This window comes from Streptosporangium vulgare, assembly GCF_042428775.1.
Taxonomy (GTDB): Bacteria; Actinomycetota; Actinomycetes; order Streptosporangiales; family Streptosporangiaceae; genus Streptosporangium; species Streptosporangium vulgare.
In genome coordinates, this window is record NZ_JBHMBS010000021.1 from 55,442 (window position 1) to 78,548 (window position 23,107).

The following is a 23,107-nucleotide window of genomic DNA, read 5'->3' on the forward strand; positions in this document are numbered from 1 at the left end:
CGTGTCCCTCTCCTCACGACCCCCTTTGCTCGTCGGGCGCCGCGAACTGGACGAGGAAGGGCTGCGCGCCGGAGATCCGGACACGCTGCACGCGCAGCGGGACGAACCGCCGCCGGATCCCGGCCGCGATGTCACCGGCCTCGGGAAGCAGCACCACGGCCATGCCGCCGGGCGCCAGGACGCGGCGCAACTCCGCCCACCAGTGCGAGGAGGAGCCGGAGAGCCGGCCCCGCGCGGCGACCTGGCCGTTCCAGGGGGGATTGCACAGGACACGGTCGATGCCGCCACCCGGTAGCGGCAGGTGACCGGCATCGGCCTGGTCGATGGAGATCGGCAGCCCCGCCGCGTTCTCCTTCGCCGCCCGCAACGACTCCGAGGCCAGGTCGAAGCCGTGGAAACGGGCCCGCGGCTGGTGGAGCCCGGCCTCGATCAGCAGGGTTCCGGCACCGCAGCAGGGGTCGAGGACCGTGTGCCCGGGGTGGATGTCGGCCATCCGCACCATCGCGGCGGCCAGCGGAGGATGCAGGGTCCCCGGGATGGAGCGCTGTTTGTAGGCGCGCCGGTGCAGGGGCCGGTCGGTGATCCTCAGCATGAGGGTGGCCCGCGTGCCGTCGAGGGTGAGCCGCCACCCGCTGTGCGCGGGCGGGGGACCGACGCCCGCCCGCCGCGAGTGGTAGCCGATCCCCAGCCGCCGCGCCAGGACCTGACCGACGGCGTCCTCGGCGTCGTACCGGTTGAAGGTACGCCTGCCCAGGAACGACGCCGACACCTCGACCCCGGTGACCGCGCCGGAACCTCCCTGCTCCTCCCGCAGCCGCATCAGCGTGCCGATGTCGGCGGTGTCGGCGAGCCGGGCGAGCTCGGTGAGGTCCCGCTTGGTCGTGCCGATGTCGGGCCGCTGCGCGGCGAGCAGGAACACGTCGTCCGCCGTGCTCAGCCCGAGCGCTCGCGGGCCCGAACGGAACGTGCGGAAGTGGACTTCGCGATGCCCCAGATGGGTGACCGTTCCGAGTCCGAGCTGGAGTATCTCGGCCGCGACCGTCGACTCCAGCCCGTGAACGCACCGCGCCACCAGACGCGCCGCCGTCACGAGACGGCGAGGGCGCTGGGACGCGGTGCGGTGAGAAAACTCGCGCGAATGCGCATAGTGATCGTTCTTCTCCCACGTCAGCCCGGGACGGCGCCACGCCGCCCCGCGTCGTCGACGACGGGGTGTGCCTCGCTTCGCCGACGGGGGCTTAGCGGAGGTTGAAGAAGAACGAATACGTCATGCCGAGAATCTTAGTGATCGGAGCCGCGTACGCAACCGGAGGCGGAGGTGACCGTAACGCGAGCACGTGCCCGGCGCGGCCGGCGGTCTGTGGCACCGACGCCCGGTGAGCGCCCCGCCGAGCTTCGTCCCGCTGTCCTCTTCCCCCGAGGGGCACCCGGGGACCGTTCGAGGGGCGTCGGCGCTCCGGGCCGAGGACGACGCCCGCGACACCCGCGATGCCTTCTTCGCAAAGCGCGTCAGGCAGGTTCTTTCCCCAATCCCGGGGACGCCGTTCCGAATGACGTCGTACGGGCGAGGGCACATCCCCCACATGGCCGACACCGCCATCCTCGACATCGACGGCACCCTGGTCGACACCAACTACCAGCACGCGCTCGCCTGGTTCAGGGCGTTGGGGCGCTACGACGTGTGGCTGCCGGTGTGGCGCATCCACCGGCACATCGGCATGGGCGGGGACCGGCTGGTGACCGCCCTCGCCGGGGAGGACGTCGAGCGGCGGCACGGTGACGCGCTGCGCGACGCGTGGGTGGAGGAGTTCGACGTGTTCCTCGACGACATACGGCCCTTCGAGGGAGCCACGGAACTCCTGGACGAGCTCGGCGGGCGCGGGTTCACCGTCGTGCTGGCCTCGTCGGGCAAGCCCCAGCACGTCGAGCACTTCCTCGACCTCATCGACGGCCGGTCACGCTGCCGGGCGTGGACCACGTCGGAGGACGTCGAGGCGACCAAGCCCGCGCCCGACCTGCTCCAGGTGGCACTCGCCAAGGTCGAGGGCGCGTCCGGTGTCGCGGTGGGAGACTCCACCTGGGACTTCCTCGCCGCCCGCAGGGCGGGCATACCCGGCATCGGGCTCCGCACCGGAGGCTTCTCGCCCGAGGAGCTTCGCGAGGCCGGGGCCGGCCACGTCTTCGACTCCCTTCCCGAGCTGATCGGCAATCTCGGCCGCACCCCGCTGCGCGCGCCTCCCTGAGCCGCCGCGCGCACCCGGAGGTCGCGCACCCAGAGGTCGCGCGCCCCCGGAGAAGGGAGATTCCGGGCCCGGCGAGGATTCCGGGGCCGGGTAGGTCTCGGGCCTGACACGGCACCGGGTCCGGCGCGGCACCGGGGTGGGGTCCTGGGCCGGGGGTGATCAGCTCCAGGGCAGGGAGCCGCGCTTCGCCCAGTAGTCTTCCGGCTCCTCCGCCAGCCCGGCGAACCGCCGCTCCAGCTCCGCGTCCCACTCGATCCCGGCCGCGGCGAGGTTGTCGCGCAGTTGCCCGGCCGAGACCGCGCCGCTCAGCACCACTCCCGCCCACGGCCTGGCGAGTACGGCCGCGAGGGCGAGCGCGTCCGGCGTGGTGTCCCGCTCGCGCGCGGCGGCCACGAGCGCGGCGGGGGCCGCCCGGACGGTCAACCGGCCGTTCGCCACCCCCTCCTTGACGATCACGCCCATCCCCGCCTCGTACGCTCGCCCGAGCGCCTCGCCGGCCGAGCGTTCCAGCAGGTTCCACGTCGACTGCACCGTGTCGAACAGCCCGGCCTCGACCGCCAGGTCGACGGTGTCCGCCTGGCGCGGCCCGCTCGTCGACAGCCCGATCGCGACCCCCTCGGCCCGCAACGCGCGCAGCCCGTCGAGCACGCCCTCGTCGTCGAGCACGCCGCTCTCGGCCGTCGCCGAGTGGATCTGGTAGAGCGAGAGGTGCTCGCCGAGCAGCGCGCGGGTCTGCTCCAGCTGGACGCGGAACCGGTCGGCGGTGAGCTCCTTCACCTCGTGCCGTTCGGCCTCCAGCCGCCAGTCACCGACGTAGGCGTATCCCCACTTCGAGCCGACCGTGGCGGCACCCGGGGCGATCCCGCGCTCGCGCAGCCACCCGGCGAGGAACTCCTCCGCCCGCCCGTACGAGCGCGCCGTGTCGAGGTAGCGCATGCCCGCCGCCCACGCCGCGTCGAGCACGGCCCAGGTGCGCGACCGCATCGCGGCGACGTCCCGGTCGTCGCCGAGGTCCTCGGCGCGGCCGAGCGTGATGTAGGCGGGGCGGCCGAGGGCCGCCAGCCCCAGGCCGAGCGGTGTCACGGACAGGGAGGTCTGGCCCAGAGGGCGTCGGACCAGCGCGTTCATTGCACCCAATATAGCGACCACGGCGCTCGGGGCTTTCGGAGCGTTCGGGCACGGGGAGTCCACGAGCTCCGGCACGCCGCCCCGAACCGCGGCGCACCGGGTCACCGGCCGCCGTCTCCATCGCACCGTGTCGCACCGTGTCGCACCGGCGGCGGTTATCATCGCCGAGGCCGCTCACGGCTTTATGTATCGAAATGGTGTTATATCTTCTTTTTCCTCCTGTGGAGGTTTAGTTGCTTATTGAAAATCCGTCATCCCGTGGAGTAGGGGAGTCTTGACCTGCTTTCTTTGAAAATCATACGATTTCTAGACTTATAAGGATGTGGGGCCAAAGGTGAAAAACAGTCGGCTCCACAGGGGTACGGGGAGATGCTCCGGCAGGAGTGGTTCTGGAGGGCGTATGGGGAAGTGGCGGGCCGCGATCGTCGCGGTGCTGGCGCTGTTCGTCCTGGGCGCGGGAGCGCCGTTCCAGGAGGCGGCCGAGAAGTCGTACGAGGTGTGGCTCGTCGACCAGTCCAATACCAACGGGCTCGCCCACGGTGGCACCGTCAGCGTGTACTCCGGGCGTGACGTCACCAAGCAGTTGTCGTCGGCGCGGCCCGTCCACGTCATAGACCTGGGCGGCGCGACCTCGTCCCTCTGCCTGGCGAGGACCGGCAGCGTGCCCGTACGCCCGCACATGATCGTTTTCAACAAGGCCGACACCCACGCCGCGCTCGCCTTCGTCGCCAGCGGCCACGTGGTCGTCTTCGACGCCCGCACCCGGCAGCCGCTCACCTGCCTGCTCACCGAGGTCGGAGCGGGAGGGGCACGACAGGCTCACGCCCTCTGGCCCACCGAGGACGACAGATACCTGATCGTCTCCAACCAGAACGGCAAGAAGCTGGAGCGCGTCAGCACCGACTACGCCTCGAACACCTTCGTCCAGCAGCCTGCCGCGACGATCGACCTGGCCGGTTGCACCACCCCGAACGGCGTGCCGTGCCAGTCGCCCGTGCTCCGGCCGGACAACGCGCCGATCTGCCCGTTCATCGCCTCGGACAACGGCCCGGTCTTCGTCAGCCTGCGGGGCGGCGGGATGCTCGTGGTCGACTGGCACACGACGCCGATGTCGATCGTGGGGGAGTACGACGCGACCAGGATCCCGGCGAACGGATGCGGGTTCATCGAGGCGAAGGGCACCGTCTTCGGCAACGGGGGCGGGGGCACGCCCGCCAACCTCGACCAGTTCAGCGTCTTCAGGCTGCCGATGGGCGGCTACTCGCCCGCCAACCCGCCCAACACCCCGGCGGTCCAGGCGCTCTTCGACGACGACTCGCCCGAGCGCGACGCCCACGGCGTCCTCGCCTCCGCCGGGGAGCATCACGTGTGGGCCGGTGACCGTGACGCCAACGTCGCGGAGGTCTTCGACGGGGCGAGCGGCGCCCACGTCGGCACCGTCGACCTCGTCTCGCCGTTCAGCGCGGATCCGACGGTCGACCTCTTCGCCGTCTCCCCGGACCACAAGTGGGCCTTCGCCTCGACGCGGGGGCCGAACCCGCTCTCCGGGGACCCGCACTCCTCCCACGGGAGCGACCCGGGGATGCTCATCCTCAAACTGACCGGCGACGGTAAGAAGGGCACGGTCGAGGGCCTGATCCGGATCTCCAACGTGGACGCGGGCGGTGTCCAGCGGGCCGACGCCCACGGCATCCGCGTGCGGCGTACGGACTGACCGGACCCGAGCGGCTCCTCGGCACGGTGTCGCCGTACGCCCCGCCCCCGGGAGGACGCTCCCGGGGCGGGGCGTACGGCATCGTGCTCGCGAGCTGTCACGCGCGGGAGGGGCCGAATCGGGGTGGTGGTGGACGTACGCCATCATGCGCGCGAACTCTCACGCGCGGGAGGAGCCGGCCCGGTCGGCCGGGTCGGCCCCTCGGGGGGTCGGTGTCAGCTGGGGTTGGCGGCGTGGGTCAGGGTCTCCCAGGCGACGAAGAGGACGTTCGTCCCGGCCGGGCGCTGCTGCTCGGTGAGACGCTGCGTGTTCGTCATCGCGATGCCCATCCGGGTGTTCAGGGCGTTGAAGCCGACCTCGGTGACCGGTCCCAGCCCGAGGTGGAGGGTGCCCCCGCACAGCGAGGACGGCACGGCGGCGCCGAGCTGGTACTTCGCCTGCATGCCCAGCGCGTGGCGCAGCCGCTCGCTGATCTCCGGGTAGAGGTCCTGCCCCTGGATCCGGGTGGTCTCGGCGAAGTGCGAGATGGCCGACAGCCCGTACCCGGTGTGGGTGAAGTCGCGGCAGGTCTCCTGGGTGAGGCCGTCCATGAAGGTGGACTGGCCCTGCCAGTAATCGATGATCTCGGCGCGGGTGTCGATGCCGCTCCCCGGAGGCGCCTTGGGGAGCGCGCCGTCGGACGAGATGTAGATGAAGGCCGGCACCCGCCCGCGGAACTTGGCCACGGCCTTGTCGTAGCTCGCCCGGTCCTCGAGGAAGACGGAGATGCCGAGCGCGGCCTCCATCATGCTCAGTTCCCAGTTGCCGTTGCTGTTGGAGCCATTGATGATCTTCGGCAGGTAGACGGTGCGCAGCATGGTGGAGAAGCGGCTGACGGAGGCGGCGGGCCAGCCGGTGTAGGTGTAGCGGATGATCTCGGCGGCCCTGGGCCACGAGGACCCGGCCCACCCGGTCTGCAGCGGGGCGTTGCTGTTGGTGTGGTCCCTGATCACCGCGGACCAGGCGTCCATGATCTGGATGGCCTTCTGGGCGTACCTGCTGTCCTGCGTGATGTACCAGGCCAGCGCCATGGTGTACGCGGCGAGCGCGTCCTGGCGCTCGTCGGTGCAGCCGTTGTTGGGGTTGGAGTAGGAGCCGCACTCCACGATCGCGCGCGGCTTGGGGGTCCGCGACAGCGACGCCAGGGAGTGCCCCATCATCTGGTCGAAGGCGCCCTTCCACGGCTGGGCACCGGCGTTGACCTTCGAGCGGACGAAGTCGAGCTGGGGCCTGCTGACCAGGACTCCCGGGTGGGTGAAGGTCGCCGGGGCGGCCTGCGTCCGCGTGGCCGGGAGGTTCGGCAGCGGCGCGGCACCGGCCGCGGGGGCGGAGAGGGCGGTGACGGCGAGCGCCGTGGCACCCAGGATCGCGGCTGCCGTCGTTCGGATGCGTCTGAGCATGGGGAACTCCTCGCTGGCCTGGCAGGCCAAGGGGGTGGCGAGAGGTCTCGGCCGGGGGCCTCGATGACCGCCCATCCAACCGACCTCGACAGCGATCCGTCAATATCTTTAGGAAAGTTTCCTAACATTTAAGGGTCTTGCCGGGGGCCTCGTGGCGTTCCCCTCAGGCGTGTCAGGCGTGTCAGGCGTGTCAGGCGTGCCCGAGCCTCGCGGGACCTTGGTGGCCGACGCCGCCAGAGTTGTTCCTCGCCCGGTTTCCTCTTTCCCCGGAATTTCCTCGGAACCGCTCTCCCTCAGGACCGTTCCGCGCGCTCCGTCTCGTTCCCCGGCTTGCTCTCCGTCTTGTTCTCCGGTGACGGCGGCGCGACGCACTCGTGGCCGGCGGCTCCCCGGTCGATGATGTCCTCGTACACCCCGACCTTGTGGTTGATCAGGTCCAGGCAGCGGGAGAGCTGGTCGATCTGGGCGGTCACCCGCTCCCGGTGCAGGCGCAGGAGGGCGAGCCGCTCCTCCTCGTTTCCGTCTCCCCGCCGCACCATCTCCGTGTACTGGCGGATCGCGGGCAGGGGCATGCCGGAGGCGCGGAGAATGATGCAGAGGGTGAGCCACTCCACGTCGTCCTCGCCGTAGACGCGGCGCCCGCCGGGGTCACGCCGGACGGGATTGGCCAGGATGCCCTCGCGCTCGTAGAAACGCAGCGCGTGAACGCTCAACCCCGTGCGCTCGGCGACCTGTCCGATGCTCAGACCCGTTGTGCCCATGCCGTCCAGAATACGGACTTGACCTAGAGTCGGCTCTAGATCCTACGATGCGGGGCGTCGCGACACCACGTCCGGAACGACCATCAAGGGAGCCCGACCCATGCGTTATCGCGTCCTCGGCGGCACCGGCATCGAGGTGAGCGTCCACTGCCTCGGAGCCATGATGTTCGGCGCCGTCGGCAACCCCGACCACGACGACTGTGTCCGCATCATCCACGCCGCCCTCGACCAGGGCGTCAACTTCGTCGACACCGCGGACATGTACTCCGCCGGAGAGTCCGAGGAGATCGTGGGAAAGGCGCTCAAGGGGCGCCGTGACGACGTCGTGCTCGCCACCAAGGTGCACTTCCGGATGGGCAAGGGCCCCAACCGGAGCGGCAACTCGCGGCGCTGGATCATCAAGGAGGTCGAGGAGAGCCTCCGGCGGCTGGGAACGGACTGGATCGACCTCTACCAGGTCCACCGCCCCGACCACTCGACCGACATCGAGGAGACGCTCTCCGCGCTGAGCGACCTCGTGCACCAGGGGAAGATCCGCGCCTTCGGCTGCTCGACCTTCCCGGCCGAGGAGATCGTCGAGGCGCACAACGTCGCCGAGCGCCGCGGGCTGCAGCGCTTCAGGACCGAGCAGCCGCCCTACTCGCTGATCGCCCGGGGAGTCGAGGCCGCCGTCCTGCCGGTCTGCCTGCGTTACGGGATGGGCGTGCTGACCTGGAGCCCGCTCGCCTCGGGGTTCCTCACCGGCAAGTACCGGAAGGGGCAGCCCGTCGACCTCTCCACCGGCCGCGCCTCGCTCACGCCCGCGCGTTTCGACCCCTCGATCCCCGAGAACGCCGCCAAGCTCGACGTCGTCGAGAAGCTCGTCGAGCTCGCGACGGACATCGGCTGCTCGCTCCCCGAGCTCGCCGTGGCCTTCGCCGCGGCGCATCCCGCCGTCACCTCGGTGATCACCGGGCCGCGGACCATGGACCAGCTGGAGGGGCTGCTGAAGGGCGCCTCGCTCACCCTCGACGACGCGACCCTCGACCGGATCGACGAGATCGTGCCGCCGGGGACGAACCTGTACCAGCCCGACGGAGCCTGGCGCCCGCCCTCGCTGACCGACACCGCGCGGCGGCGGCGCCCGCTCACGGAACGCGCCGCGGGTTAGCCCCGGACGTGCCCCGGACGCGCCCGGGGCGCACCGCTATTGACACGGCAATGGCGGGGTAGCAAGCTGATCTCATATGCACAAATCGATTTGCGACACAGACGAGCCCTTCCCGCCGCAGGTGGTGACGCATGAGTGAGGTTCCCCGGCGGGTCCTGGTGACCGGGGCCGCGGGCAGGCTGGGGCGGCTGATGCTCGACCTGCTCGCGCACCGGGGCGTGGCCGTCACCGCCCTCGACCTCCGGGATCCGGGCGGGCCGGTGGCGGGCCGGGTGGTCGTCGGGGACGTGGGAGACCCGGCGACGGTGCGCGACGCGCTCGACGGTGTGGACGCCGTCGCGCACTTCGCCGCGATCCCGGCCCCGGTTCTCGGCACGCCGGAGGAGGTCTTCTGCGGCAACACCCGGGCGACCTTCGTGGTGCTGGAGGAGGCGGGCCAGGCGGGCGTGCGCCGGGCCGCCATCGCGAGCAGCTACTCCGTGCTCGGCTTCCCCTGGGCCTCGCGCCCGCTGCACCCGGCCTACCTGCCGATCGACGAGGCGCTGCCCCTGCAGGTCGAGGACCCGTACGGGCTGTCGAAGCAGGCCGACGAGGCGACCGCGGCGATGATGGCGCGCCGCTACGGCATGACGGTCGTCGCGCTGCGCTTCCCCCTGATCGGCGGGCCGGGGGACAAGCTCGACAAGCGCGCGGAGGAGTACGCGGAGGACCCCGGCTCCGGCGCCGCCGAGCTGTGGACCTACCTCGACGGCAGGGACGCCGCCCTCGCCACCTGGCAGGCGCTCACCCGGCCGATCGAGGGCTACCGCGCGATCTTCGTGACGGCCGAGGACACCCTGGCCCCGCAACCCACCGAGGAACTGCTCGACCGCTTCCACCCCGGGGTCGAGCGGCGGGCGCCGCTGCCTGGCAGGGCCGTCCCGATCGACCTGGGAGAGGCCCGCCGCCTGCTCGGCCTCACCGTCCGGCACCCCTTCCCGGTGCCCGACGCGGCGGAGACCGCGTGACCCGCCTTCCCCCACCGGGCGGCGGCGGAGACCGCGTGACCCGCCTTCCCCCACCGGGCGGCGGCGGAGACCGCGTGACCCGTCTTCCCGCCGGGCGCGGCGGAGGCCGCGTGACCGCTTTTCCCGTGCCGGACGCCGCGGAGGCCGCGTGACATCCCTTCCCATGCCCGAGACCCAGGCCCCCTGGCCCGCCAGGGACGCCCTCCGCGTCACGGGGGTGCGGCCGATCGTCACCGCCCCCGAGGGCGTGCCCCTCGTGGTGGTCCGGGTCGACACCAGCGACCCCGGCCTGTACGGCCTGGGCTGCGCGACCTTCACCCAGCGCTTCCACGCCGTGGCCGCCGCGGTGGAACACCACGTCGGCCCCCTCCTGATCGGCCGCCACCCCGCCGACATCGAGGACATCACCAGGATGGTGCACTTCTCCTCCTACTGGAGGGGTGGCCCGGTCCTCAACAGCGCCCTGTCGGGGGTGGACCAGGCGCTCTGGGACATCGCGGGCAAGCGCGCGGGCATGCCCGTGTACGAGCTCCTCGGCGGCCGGGTGCGCGCCGCGGCCGACACCTACCTGCACGCGGGCGCGGCCACCGTGGAGGAGACGATCGAGGAGGCCCAGGCGATCCTGGCGTCCGGATACCGCCACGTGCGGCTCCAGTCGGGCGCGCCGGGGATCGGCCACTACGGCTCGCCCGGCTCTCCCGGCGGCTACCCCGGCTCTCCGTACCCCGACGGGTGGGACGTGCAGCGCTACCTGCGCGACACCCCGAAGCTGTTCGAGCGCGCCCGCCGGGAACTGGGGGAGGAGCCGGGCCTGATGCACGACGTGCACTCGCGGCTCACCCCCAAGCAGGCGATCGTCCTCGCGCGGGCGCTCGAACCGTACCGGCTCTTCTTCCTGGAGGACCCGATAGCGCCGGAGTTCTACGACCGCCTGCCCGAGGTGCGCGAGGCCGCCCCGATGCCCATCGCGGCGGGCGAGCAGCTCGGCTCCGTCGCCGACGCGGCCAGGATCGTCCGCGAGGGCGGCGTCGACCTGCTGCGGCTGCACGTCTCGTCGGTGGGCGGGCTCACCCCCGCGCGCAAGCTGGTCGCGCTCTGCGAGCTGACCGGCGTGGGCACCGCCTGGCACTCGCCCGCGGACGTCTCGCCGGTGGGCGCCGCCGCCAACGTGGCGCTCGACGTGACCACCCCCGCCTTCCAGATCCAGGAGGGGCACCTCTATCCCGAGGCCGTCCACGAGGTCTTCCCCGGCACGATCGGCCCCGTCAACGGATACCTCTACCCGAACGACGCGCCCGGCTGGGGGATCGACCTGGACGAGACGCTGGCGGCGAAGTATCCGCCGCTGGAACATCTCCACGAGCGCTGGTCGGCCCGGGTGCGCCGGCCCGACGGCGGGATCGAGCCGCCCTGAGAAACTTATAGTGGGTGTAAGGAGTGTGTCGATGTAAGATCTGCCCATGGTCCCGGCACCCTCCGAGGAGCGACCCCCCACGCGGCGTGAGCGGAGGAAAGGCGAGACGCGGCGTGCCATCGCGGGTACGGCGCGCCGCCTGTTCGCCGAGCGCGGCTTCGAGACCGTGACGGTGGCCGAGATCGCGGCGGTGGCCGACGTCTCGACCAAGACGGTCTTCAACCACTTCCCGGTCAAGGAGCAGATCTTCTTCGAGGTGGATCCGCTCGGCTGGCCCGCTCCCGAGCGGGCCCTGCGGGAGCGCCGGGCGGGGGAGCGGCCCGTCGACGCGATCCGCCGTGTCATGGCCAGGCCCTCGGCCGGTGCCGGAGAGGACACGGGTCACACAGCAGACGCAGCAGACGCGGCCGACAGGGACTACGCGGCCGACGCGCCCGACGCCGGGGCGGTCGCCGTCCACGCGCGGATCTACCGGGACAGCCCGGCGCTGCGGTCGTACTCGCGGGAGATGTTCGCGGGGCAGGAGCGCGCGCTGCGCGAGGCGATCGAGTCCGGCGCGGACAGTCCCGGCGCGGGGAGCCCCGGTGCGGACGGAGGGCTCGGGGCCGGGGTCGTGGCCGCGCTCATCCTGGCGGCCGTCCGCGAGGTCTGGGAGTCCACCCTGCTCAGGATCGCCGCCGGTGCGGCCTTCGAGGAAGCCGCGGCCCTCGGGCGCCGCGAGCTGGACGCGGCCCTCGACCTCCTCTCCCGCGACCCTTCCGGCCGTGACCCGCTCGACCGGGATTCGCCGGACCTCGCGCGTGGCGGTCCGTGGAAGACCCCGGCCGCCGAGGCGGCACGGCTGCTCCCGGCGGATGAGCCCGTACGGGAATCGCCGGGGAGACAGGGGGCGGAGGGGCGTGCCCGGCCCGGGGGCGGGGACGCCCCCGCCGCGGGCCGGGACGTCCGCGGGCCGGTCCGCGGTGACCGTCCCAGCATCACCAGGGTCGCGCGGCTCGCGGGGGTGAGCGCGACCACGGTGTCGCACGCGTTGAACGGGCGCCGGCCGGTGGCCGACGAGACGCGGCGGCGCGTGCTGGCCGCGATCGACCAGCTGGGATACCGGCCCAACGTCCTCGCCCGCGGGCTGCGCACGAGCAGGAGCCAGACGATCGGGCTGATCATCCCGGACATCACCAACCCCTTCTACCCGGCGCTGGCGCGCGGGCTGCAGGACGTGCTGGGACCGGCGGGCTACGACGAGATCATCAGCAACACCGACGGCGACCGGGAGCTGGAGCGCGCCGCCATCGACCAGATGATCGCCCGGCAGGTGGACGGCCTCGCCTTCGCGGTCTTCCACACGCACGCCGAGGACCTGCTGCCCGTCATCGGGGCGGGCATCCCCGTCGTACGGCTCGGGGGCCGCCTGGCCCAGGCCGGTGTCGACGTCGTGCACAGCGACGACGAGGGCGGGGCCGCCGAGGCCACCCGCTACCTGCTGGAACGCGGCTACCGCAGGATCGGCTTCGTCTGCGGCCCGCACGCGGAGGGGCCCGCGGCCGAGCGTGTCGCGGGTTACCGCTCCGCGCTGCTGGCCGCCGGCGCGGACGCCGATCCCCGGCTCGTGGCGCACACGCACTTCAGCCGGGCGGGCGGCTCGTCGGGCACCGCCCGCCTGCTCGACCTGCCGGAACCTCCGGACGCCGTGCTGTGCGCCAACGACATCATGGCCATCGGCGCGCTCGACACGGCCGAGGAGCGGGGGCTGCGCGTTCCCGCGGACCTGGCCGTCATGGGGTTCGACGACATCGAGGCGGCGAGCCTCGTCTCGCCGGGACTGACCACCATGGCCAACCCGGCCAGGGAGATCGGCCAGGCGTGCGCCCGCCGCCTGCTGGAACGGCTGCGGGGCGGGACGGCGGAGCTCTCGGCCGAGACGGTGATCCCGGCCCGGCTGGTCCGCCGCCGGTCGGCCTGAACACTCCGCCGCACGCGCTGCCGTCCCTCCTCCGCCCCGGCGTGACCCTTGACACGCGCTGTGTTGCGTGTAAGTTTCGGAACCAATCTTAACGATTTGCGTGGACGTCGCCCCGTGATCCGGATCCCCGCCGGGGCACGGGCGAGAGCCCGGAGTCATCCTCCGCGACCCCCCGAGGAAGTGACGATGCCGATGCCAACCGGCCCATACCGATCACCTGACCGCGCCCGCCGGGTGCCGGAGCCCGCCAGACACGGGGGCACCGGACCGTCGCGCGCCGACCGCGGCGCGCACACGGCGCACACCGTACGCATCGCACGCATCGTGGCAGTGGGGAAGGAAGCGACATGAGAGCAGGCAAGCGGGTCCTCGCCGCCGGTCTGGCGCTCGCGGTGGGGCTCACCGCGGCCGCCTGCGCGGGCGGCGGGCAGGGCGGTGGCCAGGCCGGTGACCAGGGCGGCGGGCAGGCGGCCGGCCAGACGCTGAAGATGTGGACGTTCAAGCGGACCCACGCCGACGCCCTGGCCAAGGCCGCCGAGCAGTTCAAGACCGAGACGGGCATCGCCGTCACCATCGAGGCGATCACCCCCGACGACGTGTTCGTCAGCAAGGTGCAGAGCTCCGCGCAGACCGGCGACCTGCCGGACGTGCTGGAGCTGCACGCGGGCGGCGAGGACCTCGAGGTCGGCTCCTCGGGCCTCCTGGTCGACCTGGCCGCCGACGTCTCCGACGCCTGGAAGCAGCGGCTGCTGCCGACCACCCGCGAGGCCGGGCTGATGACCCAGAAGCGGATCGACCTCGCGGCCAACGACTCGCCGTTCAAGCAGGTCAAGGCGGGCACCCTGTTCAGCGTGCCGTTCACGGCCGGCGCGTTCGGCATCGTCTACGCGAACAAGGAGAAGCTGAAGGCCGCCGGGCTCGACCCGGACACCCCGCCGAAGACGTGGGAGGACTTCCTCGCCGCGCTCAAGGCGACCACCGACAAGGACCCCAAGCAGGGCGGCCTCTCTCTCGGGCTGAAGGTCACCCAGACCGGCTTCAACTGGGCCTACCAGCCGCTGGCCCACTCCTACCTGGGCAAGGAGAGGTTCCAGGCGCTGTTCGCCAAGGGCACCACGCAGGGCTTCGGCTCGCCCGACGGGATCAAGACGCTGGAGCTGTACGGCAAGCTCACCCCGTACTGGATGCCCGGTACGACGTCGCTCGGCATCGACGAGGCGGACGTCGCCTTCGCGCAGGGCAAGTCGGCCTTCAACGTCGGCGGCACCTTCACCCTGGCGTTCCTCGCGCAGAACGGGATGACCCCCGACAAGGTGCTCGCCTTCCCGATACCGCCGTCCGCCGAGGGACTCAACAAGGAGATCGTGATGGCGCCCCTGGCGCTCACCTCCCTCGGCGTCACCGCCACCAGCAAGAACCGGGAGGCGGCGGTCAAGTGGCTGGACTTCGTGACCTCGCCCAAGGGCGCGGGCATCGTCGCGAAGACCTCGCTCGACCTGCCGGCGACCGACCTGGGCGCGGAGGCCGAGGCACTGCTCGGGCCCGACCTCGCGTCGCTGCAGAAGTACTTCACCGGCGCCCCGGAGGCCACCTACGACGCCGGTGACACCACCTTCCTCCCCTCCGACTACGACCAGGTCAAGCCCGGGAACCTGATGGTCAGGCTGACGCCGCTCAAGGAGGTCACCCCGCAGCAGGCCGGGCCGGAGATGGACAAGATCATGGGCTCCATGTGGAAGTCCACGAAGTGAGCACCCTTACCGAGGATCGTGCCGGGCGGCTCCCCGTGGAGTCGCCCGGCCGTGGCCGGAGCCGGAGCAGGAGCCGGTGGGGGCGGTGGCTGACCGGGTGGGCGTTCGTCCTGCCCGCGGTGGCGCTGTTCCTGCTGATGGGGGTCTACACCATCGGTACCGGCTTCGCGCTGAGCTTCGCGAAGTGGAACGGGTTCACCCCCGAGTGGAAGTGGACCGGCTTCCAGAACTACCTCGACCTGCTGTACGCCGACCCGGCGCTCGCCCCCGAGCTGCGCCGGGCGGCCTGGAACACCTTCCAGGTCATGGTGGCCGTCCCGGCGCTCACGGTGGCCGTCTCGCTCCCGCTCGCGGTCGCGCTGAACTCCGTCAAGCGGCTGCGCGGGGTGCTCCGCTCGGTGTACTTCCTGCCCTACGTCACCACCGGCATCGCGGTCTACTACGCCTGGCGCTACGTGCTGGAGCCCGACGGGGCGATCAACGTTCTCCTGCGGTCGCTCGGCCTGGGCAGCCTGTCGCAGCCGCAGGGTTTCCTCGGCAACCCCGGCACCGCGCTTCCCACGTTGATCCTGATCCTGGTCTGGTCGAGCGTTCCCGTCGCGACCCTGCTCTATCTCAGCGGGCTGCAGGCCATCGACCCCAACGTGATCGAGGCGGCCCACATCGACGGGGCCGCGCCGCGCCAGGTGCTGCGCCGGATCGTCTGGCCGCTGCTGACGCCCCTCACCGCGGCCATCGTGCTGCTCGGCGTGCGGGACGCGCTGCACGGCTTCCAGATCTTCCTGATCATGACGAACGGCGGGCCCGGCGGGCACACCGACGTGCTCGGCCTGCAGGTCTACCGGCTCTCGTTCATGAAGGGCCTCGCCCAGACCCTGGGGATGGCGAGCGCGCTGGGCTGGCTGCTCTTCGCCGGTGCCCTGCTGCTCACCCTGGTCAACGCGCGCCTGCTCAGGAGGATCCGATGATCGGGTCACGCATCGTGAGGACCATCGCCCGCACGGCCCTGGTGGCGTACGCGCTCATCAGCCTGTACCCCTTCCTGTGGATGCTGTCGGGTGCCTTCAAGACCAGGGAGGAGATCCTCCGGGGCGGCAACCTCATCCCGGTCAACCCCACCCTGGACACCCTGGTGGCCACGTGGAGCCGCCTGCGCTTCTTCGAGTACTTCCTCAACAGCCTCCAGGTCACCGCGCTCACCGTCGCCGGGGTGCTGGTGGTCTACAGCCTCGCCTCGTACGCCTTCGCGGTGCTGGACTTCCCCGGCAGGAAGGTGCTGTTCTGGTTCTTCGTCTCGCTGCTGTTCGTGCCGGGCATCACGGTGCTGCTCCCCGTGGTGATCCTGGAGAAGAACCTCGGCATCCTGGGCTCGCACCTGGGGCTGGTCCTGCCGTTCGTCAACGGCACCGCCCCGCTGACGGTGCTGCTGCTCACCAACGGTTTCAGCGGGATCCCCCGGGAGCTGCGCGAGGCGGCCCGCGCGGACGGGGCGCGGGAGTTCCGGATCTTCTGGTCGGTCTACCTGCCGCTCGCCCGCCCCACCCTCATCACGGTCGCGGTGCTGACCGCGGTGCCGACCTGGAACGAGTACGTCCTGACGCGGGTGTCCCTCAACGACCCCTCCCTCTACACCCTGCCGCTCGGCCTGGAGACCCTGCTGTCGGGCGACGTGCCGCACTACAACGAGGTGATGGCCGCGTCCCTGATCATCGTCATCCCGGTCATCGCGCTCTTCCTCCTGCTGCAGCGCTACTTCGTCAACGGCCTCGTGGGAGCCGTCAAGGGGTGATCCCTCCCGGGCAGGGCGGCCCACCGCACCGGAGTGGGCCGCCCTGCCCGGGGGAGCCCCGGGGGAGCTCAGAGCCGGGTGAGGCGTACGGCGTCGGCGACGATCAGTCCCGTGCCGGAGGTCCAGCGGCTCACCCCGACGGCGTTGTACGTCCCGGCCTTCAGCGCGAACGTCCCGATGCCGCGCCAGGCGCCGCCACCGGCGCGCTGGTCGACGTAGACCGTCCTGCTCCCGGCGGAGGTGGCGACGATGTAGGGGGCGGAGCCGTTGTGGCCGGGGGCGGCGGGGTACCAGACCTCGACCTGGTAGGTGGCCGCGGCGGGGACGGCGAACCGGTACCAGGCGACGTCGCTCGCGGTCACCGGCTTGGCCTGGCGGTGGTCGGGGCCGTGGCGCCCGGCGGCGGCGGCGGAGGCGGTCCAGTTCGCGCCCGCGGTGAACGCGCCGGAGGTGGAGTTGTCGACGGTCGCCGACCAGGGGGCGGTGTTCCCGGTGACGTACCGCATGTACTTGGCCCAGTCCCAGTGGGAGCCCGGGTCGGTGTGCGTGGCGCTGGGGACCTGGTTGTGCCCGATGATGTGCGAGCGGTCCTTGGGGATGCCGTACTTGTCGCAGAGGGCGCGGGTGAGGGCCGCCGAGGCGCGGTACATCGCGTCGGTGAACCAGGAGGCGTCGCCGACGAACCCCTCGTGCTCGATCCCGATCGACCTGGTGTTGTAGGACCGGTTCCCGGCGTGCCAGGCGACGTCCTTGTCGCGGACCATCTGGGTGACGTCGCCGTCGGAGGAGCGGACGACGTAGTGCGCGGACACCTTCGCGGCGGGGTTCTGGAACCAGGAGATCGTGCCCGCGTACGCCCCCTGGGTGACGTGGATGACGATCCGGTCGATCTTGTTGCTTCCCGGCCTGCTCGCGGCGGTCCGGTTTCCGGCGTGGGCGGCCACCCAGCTCGCGGCCGGGTAGTCGGGGCTCGGGGCCTTGGCGGCGAGTTCCCGCACCCCCTCGTAGACGCCGCGGTCGGCCTGCAGCTCCACGGCCGTGACGGTGACGACCTCGCCGCTCGCGGCGGTGGCCCGGACACCCCTGCCGAGGAGGTCGTAGACGGTGTCGGCGTACAGCCTGGCCGTCTCGGAGCTGGAGGCGTTGCCGTACTTGGCCACGGCCGGGTACCACTGCCCGGCGTCCTTCCTGGTGGTGGCGTCGAGACCGAGCGCGTCGGCGTGGGAGCGCAGCAGCGCGGCGCCGCCGAGGATGTTGGCCGCGTCGTCCTGCCTCAGGGTCGCCGCCGGTGTGCCGGTCAGCTGGGCCGCGCGTTCCAGGGCGCGCACGGCGGGGTTGCTGACCAGGTGCATCACGCCGTATCCGCCGCTCGCGCTCGGCTCGCCGTCGTGCCCGTCGAGGTGCGTCTCGGCGTACGCGAGTGCCACGAGCAGGTCGCGCGGCACGTCGTACGCGGCGGAGGCGCGAGCGAAGGCGTCCGCCAGGGGGCCCGCCGACCGGGAACTCGCGGCCTGGGCGGGCACGAGGAGCAGGACGGCGAGGACGGCGGACAGGATCGCGGCTGACCGGCGGTGCGAGCGCGGCCGGGCGTTCTGCACGGAGTCTCCTTGGGAATCGGGGATCCGGGTCCCGTCCGGACACCGGCTGATTCGGCACCGTAAAGCAGAAACGCGACATGTGTAAATAATTAACACTTCTTTGTTTGTTCCAGACAAATCCCTTCTTTAGTCTGATAGGCCGCTATATATGCAGGTGAGGGAGGGGGTCAGCGAACCGCCAGCCGGTTCGCCTCCTCCTTGGAGACGGCGTACGAGGCCCCGCAGAAGGTGCACTGCATGTCGTATCGCGTCCGTACCGGGAACAGCGGGATGAAGAACAGACTGAACTTGGTGACCCGCCGTGACAGCACCTGCGCCGCCGTGTTGCCGCAGTTGCGGCAGGGCAGGGTCAGCACCCCGAGCCGGTGGGCCACCGTACGCAAACCGAAGATGAGCATCATCCAGACATACCCGTTACGGGCCCGCTATTCCTCGCGCTCCGTCAACCCTTGTCCGCGCCCTCGTTGGCGCCGCGGATGAAGTAGCGCTGGAAGATCACGAAAATGATCGCGACCGGGATGGTCGCGAGCACCGCCGCGCCGAGCTTGAGGGGGTACTGGCTGCCGAGCCCGAGGGAGCCGCTGACCAGGTCGGCCAGGCCGCGCGGCAGGGTGAAGAGGCTGGGATCCTGGACGGCCACCAGGGTGTGCGGGAACTCGTTCCAGCTGCTCTGGAAGGAGATGATCGTCAGGGTGATGACGGCGGGGCGTCCCATCGGCAGCACCACCGACCAGAAGATGCGGAAACGGCCCGCCCCGTCGATCCGCGCCGCCTCCTCCACGCTCACCGGGATCGACTCGAAGAACTGCTTCATGATGAACACCCCGGCCGCGTCCGCGATGATCGGCAGGATGAGCGCGGTGTAGCTGTCGTAGATGCCGAGCTGGTTCAGCACCAGGAACTTCGGGATGAACAGCACGACCCCCGGGACCGCCATGATCGCGACGATCGAGGCGAAGAGCGCCCCGCGCCCCCGGAAGCGCAGCCGGGCGAGGGCGTATCCGGCGAGGGAGTCGAGGAACACCCGGCCGACGGTGATGACGACGGTGACCAGCACCGAGTTGCCCAGCCACAGCGGCATGCCGGTGTCGGCGAACACGCGCTCGAAACCGGCCAGCGTCACCGGGTCGGGGATCGGCGAGAGCGGGTTGGCCGCGGCGTCGGGCTCGGTCTTGAACGCGTTGGCGACCTGGACGACGAACGGGTAGAGGAAGACCAGCGAGAAGAAGACGAGGACGGCGTACCCGCCGAAGCTGGAGACCAGCGAGCGGATCCCCCCGCCCGCCCCCTCCGAGCGGGCGGGGGCGGAACGGGTCTTGACCGAGGACATCATGCCCTCCTCTGGCGTGACGCGGAACGTGGCGTGGGAGAAGCGGGGGGTGGCGCGGGAGGTGACGCGGGGCGTTTCGCGGACCCGCCGTCCCTGGCGTCCCTGTCGCGCATGACCCACCGCTGGAACGCCGCCAGCACCACGATGAGCACGAACAGGACGAACGAGATGGCGGCGCCGGAGCCGTAGTCCAGCTCCTTGAAGGCCGTCTGGTACGACAGGAAGGCCGGTGTCAGGGTGGTCTTCGCGGGTTTGCCCTGGCTCATCACGTACACCTGGTCGAAGACCTGCCAGGTGGCGATCAGGCCGAGGGTGAGGACGAGGAACAGGGTCGGCTTGAGCATCGGCAGCGTCACGTAGCGCAGGCGCTGGCGGGAGGTGGCGCCGTCCAGCATGCTCGCCTCCTCCAGGGTCACCGGGATGTCCTGGAGCGCGGCGAGGAACATCAGCATGAACGTGCCCGAGGTGGTCCACACGACCAGGATGATGATCGTGCACATCGCCACGCTGGGACCGGAGAGCCAGTCCCACCACGACAGCCCGAACGGGCCGCCGGCGGTCAGCGCCGCGGGGGGCGCCTCGGGATCGACCAGGCCGACGGAGCCCAGCAGCACGTGCAGCACGCCGCGCGCGTCGGAGAACCACGGGGGCCCGTCGACGCCGACGAACGCGAGCAGCTGGTTGACCGCGCCGGAGTTGCTGAAGATGAACAGGAACAGGACGCTGATCGCCACCGAGCTGGTCACCGAGGGGAAGAAGAAGGCGGTGCGGAAGAAGGTCTTGCCCTTCAGCAGCCGGCGGTTGACGACCAGTGCCAGGCCGAGTGCCAGGACCGTCTGGGCGGGCACCACGACCAGCACGTAGTAGAAGTTGTTGCGCAGGCTCGTCATGAAGTTCAGGCGGGCCAGGTTGTCCTGGGTGAACAGCTCGGTGTAGTTGTCCACGCCGACGAACGGCACCTGTGCCCGGAACGGGCTGCCCTGCCCGTTCCAGTCGGTGAGGCTCACCCACAGCGCCATCACGATCGGCAGCAGCATGAACAGGGTGAGGATCACCACCACCGGCGCCACGAAGAGCCAGCCCGCGATGTTCTCCCTGGCCCTGTCGCCAAGGCGGCGCGCGGGACGCCGCGGTGCGGTCGTTGTCTCGGCCACGTCAGTCTCCCTCACGTCCGGCGCGCGGTCCCCGGGACGTCCCGGGGACCGCGCGCCGGGCTGGCTCAGTTGCCGAGCGCGGCCTGGGTGTTCTTCTGCAGGTTCGCCAGGATCTTCTCGGGGTCACCGGCGGGCAGCTGCTGGATCGCGGTGTCGAAGTCGGCGAGGACGCTGTCCATCTTGGCGGCGTTGACCGGCCCCTGGGCGTACTCGGCGCTGTCGACGAACGGCGCGTCCTCGGGGAAGGCCTGGGTGAAGGCGTCCTTGGCCGACTGGCGCGAGGGCATCACGCCGAACGCCTTGGCGAAGGCCATCTGCTGGTCGGCCTTGGTCATCGCCTCGACGAAGGCGATCGCCTGCTCCTTGTACCTGCTCTTGGCGGCGATGCCCCAGCAGGTGGTGAAGGACAGGGTGCCCTTGCCCTTGGGCCCGGCCGGCAGCTCGTGGGCGCTGTACTTGACGTCCGGGTAGTCGGCCTTCATCGCGCCCTTGATCCAGTTGCCCTCGATGGTCATCGCGGCCTTGGCCTTGCCGAACGCCTCGCCGCCCCAGCCCGCGTCCACCTGCTTGGGGAACCGGGCGAGCTTCTCCTTCAGCAGTCCCTGCACGTAGCTCAGTCCCGCGACGTTCTCCGGGCTGTCGGCGGTCGCCTTCTTGCCGTCGGGGCTCACGATCCAGCCGCCGGCCTCCACCATGAACGCGCCGACCCGGTCGCGGGTGTCGCCGATGACCAGCGGGGCGACGTCCGGCGCCTTCTCCTTGAGCTTCCTGGAGACCGAGGTGAGCTGCTCCCAGGTGGTCGGCACGTCGGCGTCGGTGAGCCCGGCCTTCTTCCACAGGTCGTCGTTGACGATCAGCGCCAGGGTGGAGAAGTCCTTGGGCACGCAGTAGAAGGTGCCGTCGTGGGTGAACGTCTCGCGCAGGCCGGGGTAGAAGTCGGCGGAGTCGGAGATCTTGTCCGCGTACGGCTCCAGCGCCCCGACGCTCGCGTAGTCGGCGAAGCGCGCGGCGTCGACGTAGAACACGTCCGGCGGGTTGCTCCCGGCGAACGCCTGGCCGAGCTGCTGGGTCAGGTCCTGGGCGGGGGTGATCGTCGCGGTGCTGCCCGAGGACGCCGACCACGTCTGGGCGGCGGCGCGCAGCGCGTTCGTCTCCGCGTCGCCGGAGGAGCCGATGAGCACCTGCAGGCTGGCGGGCCCGCTGCTCTGCGGGGCGGAGCTCTGGCCGGCGGAGTCGTCGAAGCCGCTGCCGCAGGCGGCCGAGGTCGCCAGGGTGCCCACGGCGAGCGCGGCGAGCGCCGCGGTACGGAGGCTGTGCTGCTTGGTCGGCTGTTTCATCGTGGTTTTCCAATCTTCCCGGGGGGTGATCTGAAGGAGGTCAGGCGGTCATGACGACTGCCGCAGGACCAGGGACGGCTGGAGCAGTACGTGCGTGCGAGGCCCACCGGCCTCGGAGGCGAAGGGGCCACCAGGTCCGCCGGGTCCGCCGGGGCCACCGGATTCACCGGGACCGCCGGGGGAGGGCGGGTCGAACAGCCGGGTGAGCAGGCCGACGCAGCCGGCCGCGGCCTCGGCGAGTGGCTGGCTGACGCTGCTGAGCCCCACCGCCTTCGCCACCGGCGTGTCGTCGAAGCCGATCACGCGGACCGGCAGGCCCTCCTCGCCACCGGCCTGTCCCCCGACCGTGAGACGCCCCTCGGCCGTGAGGCGCCCCGAGGCGGTCAGCTGTCCCGAGGCCGTGAGGGAGCGGACGGCGTGCAGCGCGCCCAGGGCGAGCGAGTCGCTGGCGCAGACCAGCGCGGTGATCGGCCGCTCGGCGCGCAGCAGGTCGCGGGCCGCCTTCTCGCCGTCGGCCACCCCGTCGTCGGTGGCCTGGTCCAGCCCGGCCGGGTCGATCCCGGCGCCGGTGAGGGTCCTGGCCCAGCCGGACCTGCGGTCGTCGCCCACGCCGGAGCCCGGTGGCCAGCCGAGGAACCCGATCCGCCGGTGGCCCGCGTCGAGCAGGTGACGGGTGGCCGCCGCGGTGCCCGCCGCGCCGTCCACGTCGACCCAGGGGTGCCCCGGATCGCCGGAGGCATCCGGCTCTCCCGTATCTCCCCATGGCCGTCCGAACGTGACGAACGGCAGCCGCCGCTCGCGCAGCCACGCGGGGCGGCCGTCGCCGTGGTAGGTGCTGGTGAGGACGAAGGCGTCGGGCTCGTGGCTCCCGACCAGGTCGTCGAAGGTGTCGATCTCCGAGCGCTCGTCACCCGCCGCGTACAGCAGGATGCGGTACCCGGCACGGGCCGCCGAGGCGGTGAGCCCGTGCAGGAACCGGTCCAGCACCGAGCCGTTGATCCCGTCCCGATCCGGCTCGATGCGCGTGGCGATCAGTCGTGAGCGGCCGGTCCGCATCTGCCGCGCGGCCTGGCTGGCCCGGTAGCCGAGTGTCCCGATGGCCTCCCGCACCCGGTCGCGAGTCTCCTCGCGGACCAGCTCGGGGCTGTTGAGCACGTTCGACACCGTCTGACGCGACACCCCGGCACGGCGTGCGACGTCAGTGATCGTCACCTTCGTGGCCATTTGTACCTTTCTGGGGGTTTGAACGTTCAAAGGGATATGGGGCATGATTGGATCGTTCAAGTAAACGGAGCGTAATGGTTGGATCGTTCAAGTAAAGAGAGTGTTTCG

At 71.3% G+C, this 23,107-nt stretch carries 19 protein-coding genes; 9 read left to right on the top strand and 10 right to left on the bottom strand.

From position 1 onward, the window contains the following. Positions 1-13 precede the first annotated feature (13 nt). Positions 14-1,090 (bottom strand): methyltransferase domain-containing protein, encoded by a 1,077-nt coding sequence (locus ACFFRH_RS32420; RefSeq protein WP_386161204.1) that lies wholly within the window; start codon positions 1,088-1,090, stop codon positions 14-16. 493 nt (positions 1,091-1,583) lie between these two features. Between ACFFRH_RS32420 and ACFFRH_RS32425 the strand changes: the two genes are divergently transcribed. Continuing rightward, positions 1,584-2,243, top strand: coding sequence for an HAD family hydrolase (locus ACFFRH_RS32425; protein WP_344746326.1), 660 nt, complete (start codon positions 1,584-1,586; stop codon positions 2,241-2,243). Positions 2,244-2,402: 159 nt separating this feature from the next. Here the strand turns inward: ACFFRH_RS32425 and ACFFRH_RS32430 are convergent, their stop codons facing one another. Further along, positions 2,403-3,371, bottom strand: a complete 969-nt coding sequence (locus ACFFRH_RS32430) for an aldo/keto reductase (RefSeq protein ID WP_344746325.1) — start codon at positions 3,369-3,371, stop codon at positions 2,403-2,405. A 400-nt stretch (positions 3,372-3,771) separates the two neighbouring features. On the opposite strand from ACFFRH_RS32430, the gene ACFFRH_RS32435 reads away from it, so the two are divergent. Further along, positions 3,772-5,085, top strand: a complete 1,314-nt coding sequence (locus ACFFRH_RS32435; protein ID WP_344746324.1) for a YncE family protein — start codon at positions 3,772-3,774, stop codon at positions 5,083-5,085. Positions 5,086-5,300: 215 nt separating this feature from the next. Here ACFFRH_RS32435 and ACFFRH_RS32440 read toward each other — a convergent pair whose 3' ends face one another. Next, positions 5,301-6,524: an alginate lyase family protein gene (locus ACFFRH_RS32440; RefSeq protein WP_344746323.1), complete on the bottom strand. Its 1,224-nt coding sequence runs from the start codon at positions 6,522-6,524 to the stop codon at positions 5,301-5,303. Positions 6,525-6,817: 293 nt separating this feature from the next. Further along, entirely contained in the window at positions 6,818-7,285 is a 468-nt protein-coding gene (locus ACFFRH_RS32445; protein WP_386161205.1) for a MerR family transcriptional regulator, read from the bottom strand. Between the two features lie 100 nt (positions 7,286-7,385). Here ACFFRH_RS32445 and ACFFRH_RS32450 point away from each other — a divergent pair, with 100 nt between their 5' ends. The 7 genes from ACFFRH_RS32450 to ACFFRH_RS32480 all read left to right on the top strand — a co-directional run bounded on the left by ACFFRH_RS32450 (position 7,386) and on the right by ACFFRH_RS32480 (position 16,356). Continuing rightward, on the top strand, positions 7,386-8,435 hold the full coding sequence (locus ACFFRH_RS32450) for an aldo/keto reductase (RefSeq protein ID WP_350949064.1): 1,050 nt from the start codon (positions 7,386-7,388) through the stop codon (positions 8,433-8,435). Between the two features lie 131 nt (positions 8,436-8,566). Beyond that, positions 8,567-9,442: an NAD-dependent epimerase/dehydratase family protein gene (locus ACFFRH_RS32455; RefSeq protein ID WP_386161206.1), complete on the top strand. Its 876-nt coding sequence runs from the start codon at positions 8,567-8,569 to the stop codon at positions 9,440-9,442. A gap of 148 nt (positions 9,443-9,590) precedes the next feature. Next, complete coding sequence (locus ACFFRH_RS32460; RefSeq protein WP_386161207.1) at positions 9,591-10,856, top strand: enolase C-terminal domain-like protein; 1,266 nt, start codon at positions 9,591-9,593, stop codon at positions 10,854-10,856. 46 nt (positions 10,857-10,902) lie between these two features. Then, entirely contained in the window at positions 10,903-12,816 is a 1,914-nt protein-coding gene (locus ACFFRH_RS32465; RefSeq protein ID WP_386161208.1) for a substrate-binding domain-containing protein, read from the top strand. A gap of 347 nt (positions 12,817-13,163) precedes the next feature. Then, positions 13,164-14,567, top strand: coding sequence for an ABC transporter substrate-binding protein (locus ACFFRH_RS32470; protein ID WP_386161209.1), 1,404 nt, complete (start codon positions 13,164-13,166; stop codon positions 14,565-14,567). Next, a complete protein-coding gene (locus ACFFRH_RS32475) occupies positions 14,564-15,535 on the top strand; it encodes a carbohydrate ABC transporter permease (protein WP_386161210.1) in 972 nt (323 codons plus the stop codon). The genes ACFFRH_RS32470 and ACFFRH_RS32475 overlap by 4 nt, the downstream gene beginning before the upstream one ends. Beyond that, positions 15,532-16,356 (top strand): carbohydrate ABC transporter permease, encoded by an 825-nt coding sequence (locus tag ACFFRH_RS32480; protein WP_386161211.1) that lies wholly within the window; start codon positions 15,532-15,534, stop codon positions 16,354-16,356. Before ACFFRH_RS32475 ends, ACFFRH_RS32480 begins: the two co-directional genes overlap by 4 nt. A gap of 68 nt (positions 16,357-16,424) precedes the next feature. On the opposite strand, the gene ACFFRH_RS32485 is transcribed toward ACFFRH_RS32480, so the two are convergent. The 6 genes from ACFFRH_RS32485 to ACFFRH_RS32510 form a co-directional block, all read right to left on the bottom strand. After that, positions 16,425-17,954, bottom strand: a complete 1,530-nt coding sequence (locus ACFFRH_RS32485; RefSeq protein WP_386161212.1) for a golvesin C-terminal-like domain-containing protein — start codon at positions 17,952-17,954, stop codon at positions 16,425-16,427. Between the two features lie 167 nt (positions 17,955-18,121). Then, complete coding sequence (locus ACFFRH_RS32490) at positions 18,122-18,352, bottom strand: zinc-ribbon domain-containing protein (protein ID WP_386161213.1); 231 nt, start codon at positions 18,350-18,352, stop codon at positions 18,122-18,124. Positions 18,353-18,396: 44 nt separating this feature from the next. After that, the gene (locus ACFFRH_RS32495; protein WP_386161214.1) at positions 18,397-19,284 is read right to left on the bottom strand and encodes a carbohydrate ABC transporter permease; all 888 of its coding nucleotides are present in this window, start codon (positions 19,282-19,284) and stop codon (positions 18,397-18,399) included. After that, the gene (locus ACFFRH_RS32500) at positions 19,284-20,438 is read right to left on the bottom strand and encodes a carbohydrate ABC transporter permease (RefSeq protein WP_386161215.1); all 1,155 of its coding nucleotides are present in this window, start codon (positions 20,436-20,438) and stop codon (positions 19,284-19,286) included. The genes ACFFRH_RS32495 and ACFFRH_RS32500 overlap by 1 nt, the downstream gene beginning before the upstream one ends. 65 nt (positions 20,439-20,503) lie before the next feature. Further along, positions 20,504-21,775 carry a sugar ABC transporter substrate-binding protein gene (locus ACFFRH_RS32505; protein ID WP_386161216.1) on the bottom strand — a complete coding sequence of 424 codons (1,272 nt, stop codon included), beginning with the start codon at positions 21,773-21,775 and terminating at the stop codon, positions 20,504-20,506. Positions 21,776-21,823: 48 nt separating this feature from the next. Next, entirely contained in the window at positions 21,824-22,999 is a 1,176-nt protein-coding gene (locus tag ACFFRH_RS32510; RefSeq protein ID WP_386161217.1) for a LacI family DNA-binding transcriptional regulator, read from the bottom strand. Between the last annotated feature and the right edge of the window lie 108 nt (positions 23,000-23,107).

Excerpts from the sequence above, each read along its gene's own strand:
- ACFFRH_RS32490 (WP_386161213.1), bottom strand. The coding sequence starts at position 18,352 with ATGCTCATCTTCGGTTTGCGTACGGTGGCCCACCGGCTCGGGGTGCTG.
- ACFFRH_RS32470 (WP_386161209.1), top strand. The coding sequence starts at position 13,164 with ATGAGAGCAGGCAAGCGGGTCCTCGCCGCCGGTCTGGCGCTCGCGGTG.
- ACFFRH_RS32455 (WP_386161206.1), top strand. The coding sequence starts at position 8,567 with ATGAGTGAGGTTCCCCGGCGGGTCCTGGTGACCGGGGCCGCGGGCAGG.
- ACFFRH_RS32510 (WP_386161217.1), bottom strand. The coding sequence starts at position 22,999 with ATGGCCACGAAGGTGACGATCACTGACGTCGCACGCCGTGCCGGGGTG.
- ACFFRH_RS32430 (WP_344746325.1), bottom strand. The coding sequence starts at position 3,371 with ATGAACGCGCTGGTCCGACGCCCTCTGGGCCAGACCTCCCTGTCCGTG.
- ACFFRH_RS32505 (WP_386161216.1), bottom strand. The coding sequence starts at position 21,775 with ATGAAACAGCCGACCAAGCAGCACAGCCTCCGTACCGCGGCGCTCGCC.
- ACFFRH_RS32480 (WP_386161211.1), top strand. The coding sequence starts at position 15,532 with ATGATCGGGTCACGCATCGTGAGGACCATCGCCCGCACGGCCCTGGTG.
- ACFFRH_RS32425 (WP_344746326.1), top strand. The coding sequence starts at position 1,584 with ATGGCCGACACCGCCATCCTCGACATCGACGGCACCCTGGTCGACACC.
- ACFFRH_RS32440 (WP_344746323.1), bottom strand. The coding sequence starts at position 6,524 with ATGCTCAGACGCATCCGAACGACGGCAGCCGCGATCCTGGGTGCCACG.
- ACFFRH_RS32435 (WP_344746324.1), top strand. The coding sequence starts at position 3,772 with ATGGGGAAGTGGCGGGCCGCGATCGTCGCGGTGCTGGCGCTGTTCGTC.
- ACFFRH_RS32495 (WP_386161214.1), bottom strand. The coding sequence starts at position 19,284 with ATGTCCTCGGTCAAGACCCGTTCCGCCCCCGCCCGCTCGGAGGGGGCG.
- ACFFRH_RS32450 (WP_350949064.1), top strand. The coding sequence starts at position 7,386 with ATGCGTTATCGCGTCCTCGGCGGCACCGGCATCGAGGTGAGCGTCCAC.
- ACFFRH_RS32445 (WP_386161205.1), bottom strand. The coding sequence starts at position 7,285 with ATGGGCACAACGGGTCTGAGCATCGGACAGGTCGCCGAGCGCACGGGG.
- ACFFRH_RS32465 (WP_386161208.1), top strand. The coding sequence starts at position 10,903 with ATGGTCCCGGCACCCTCCGAGGAGCGACCCCCCACGCGGCGTGAGCGG.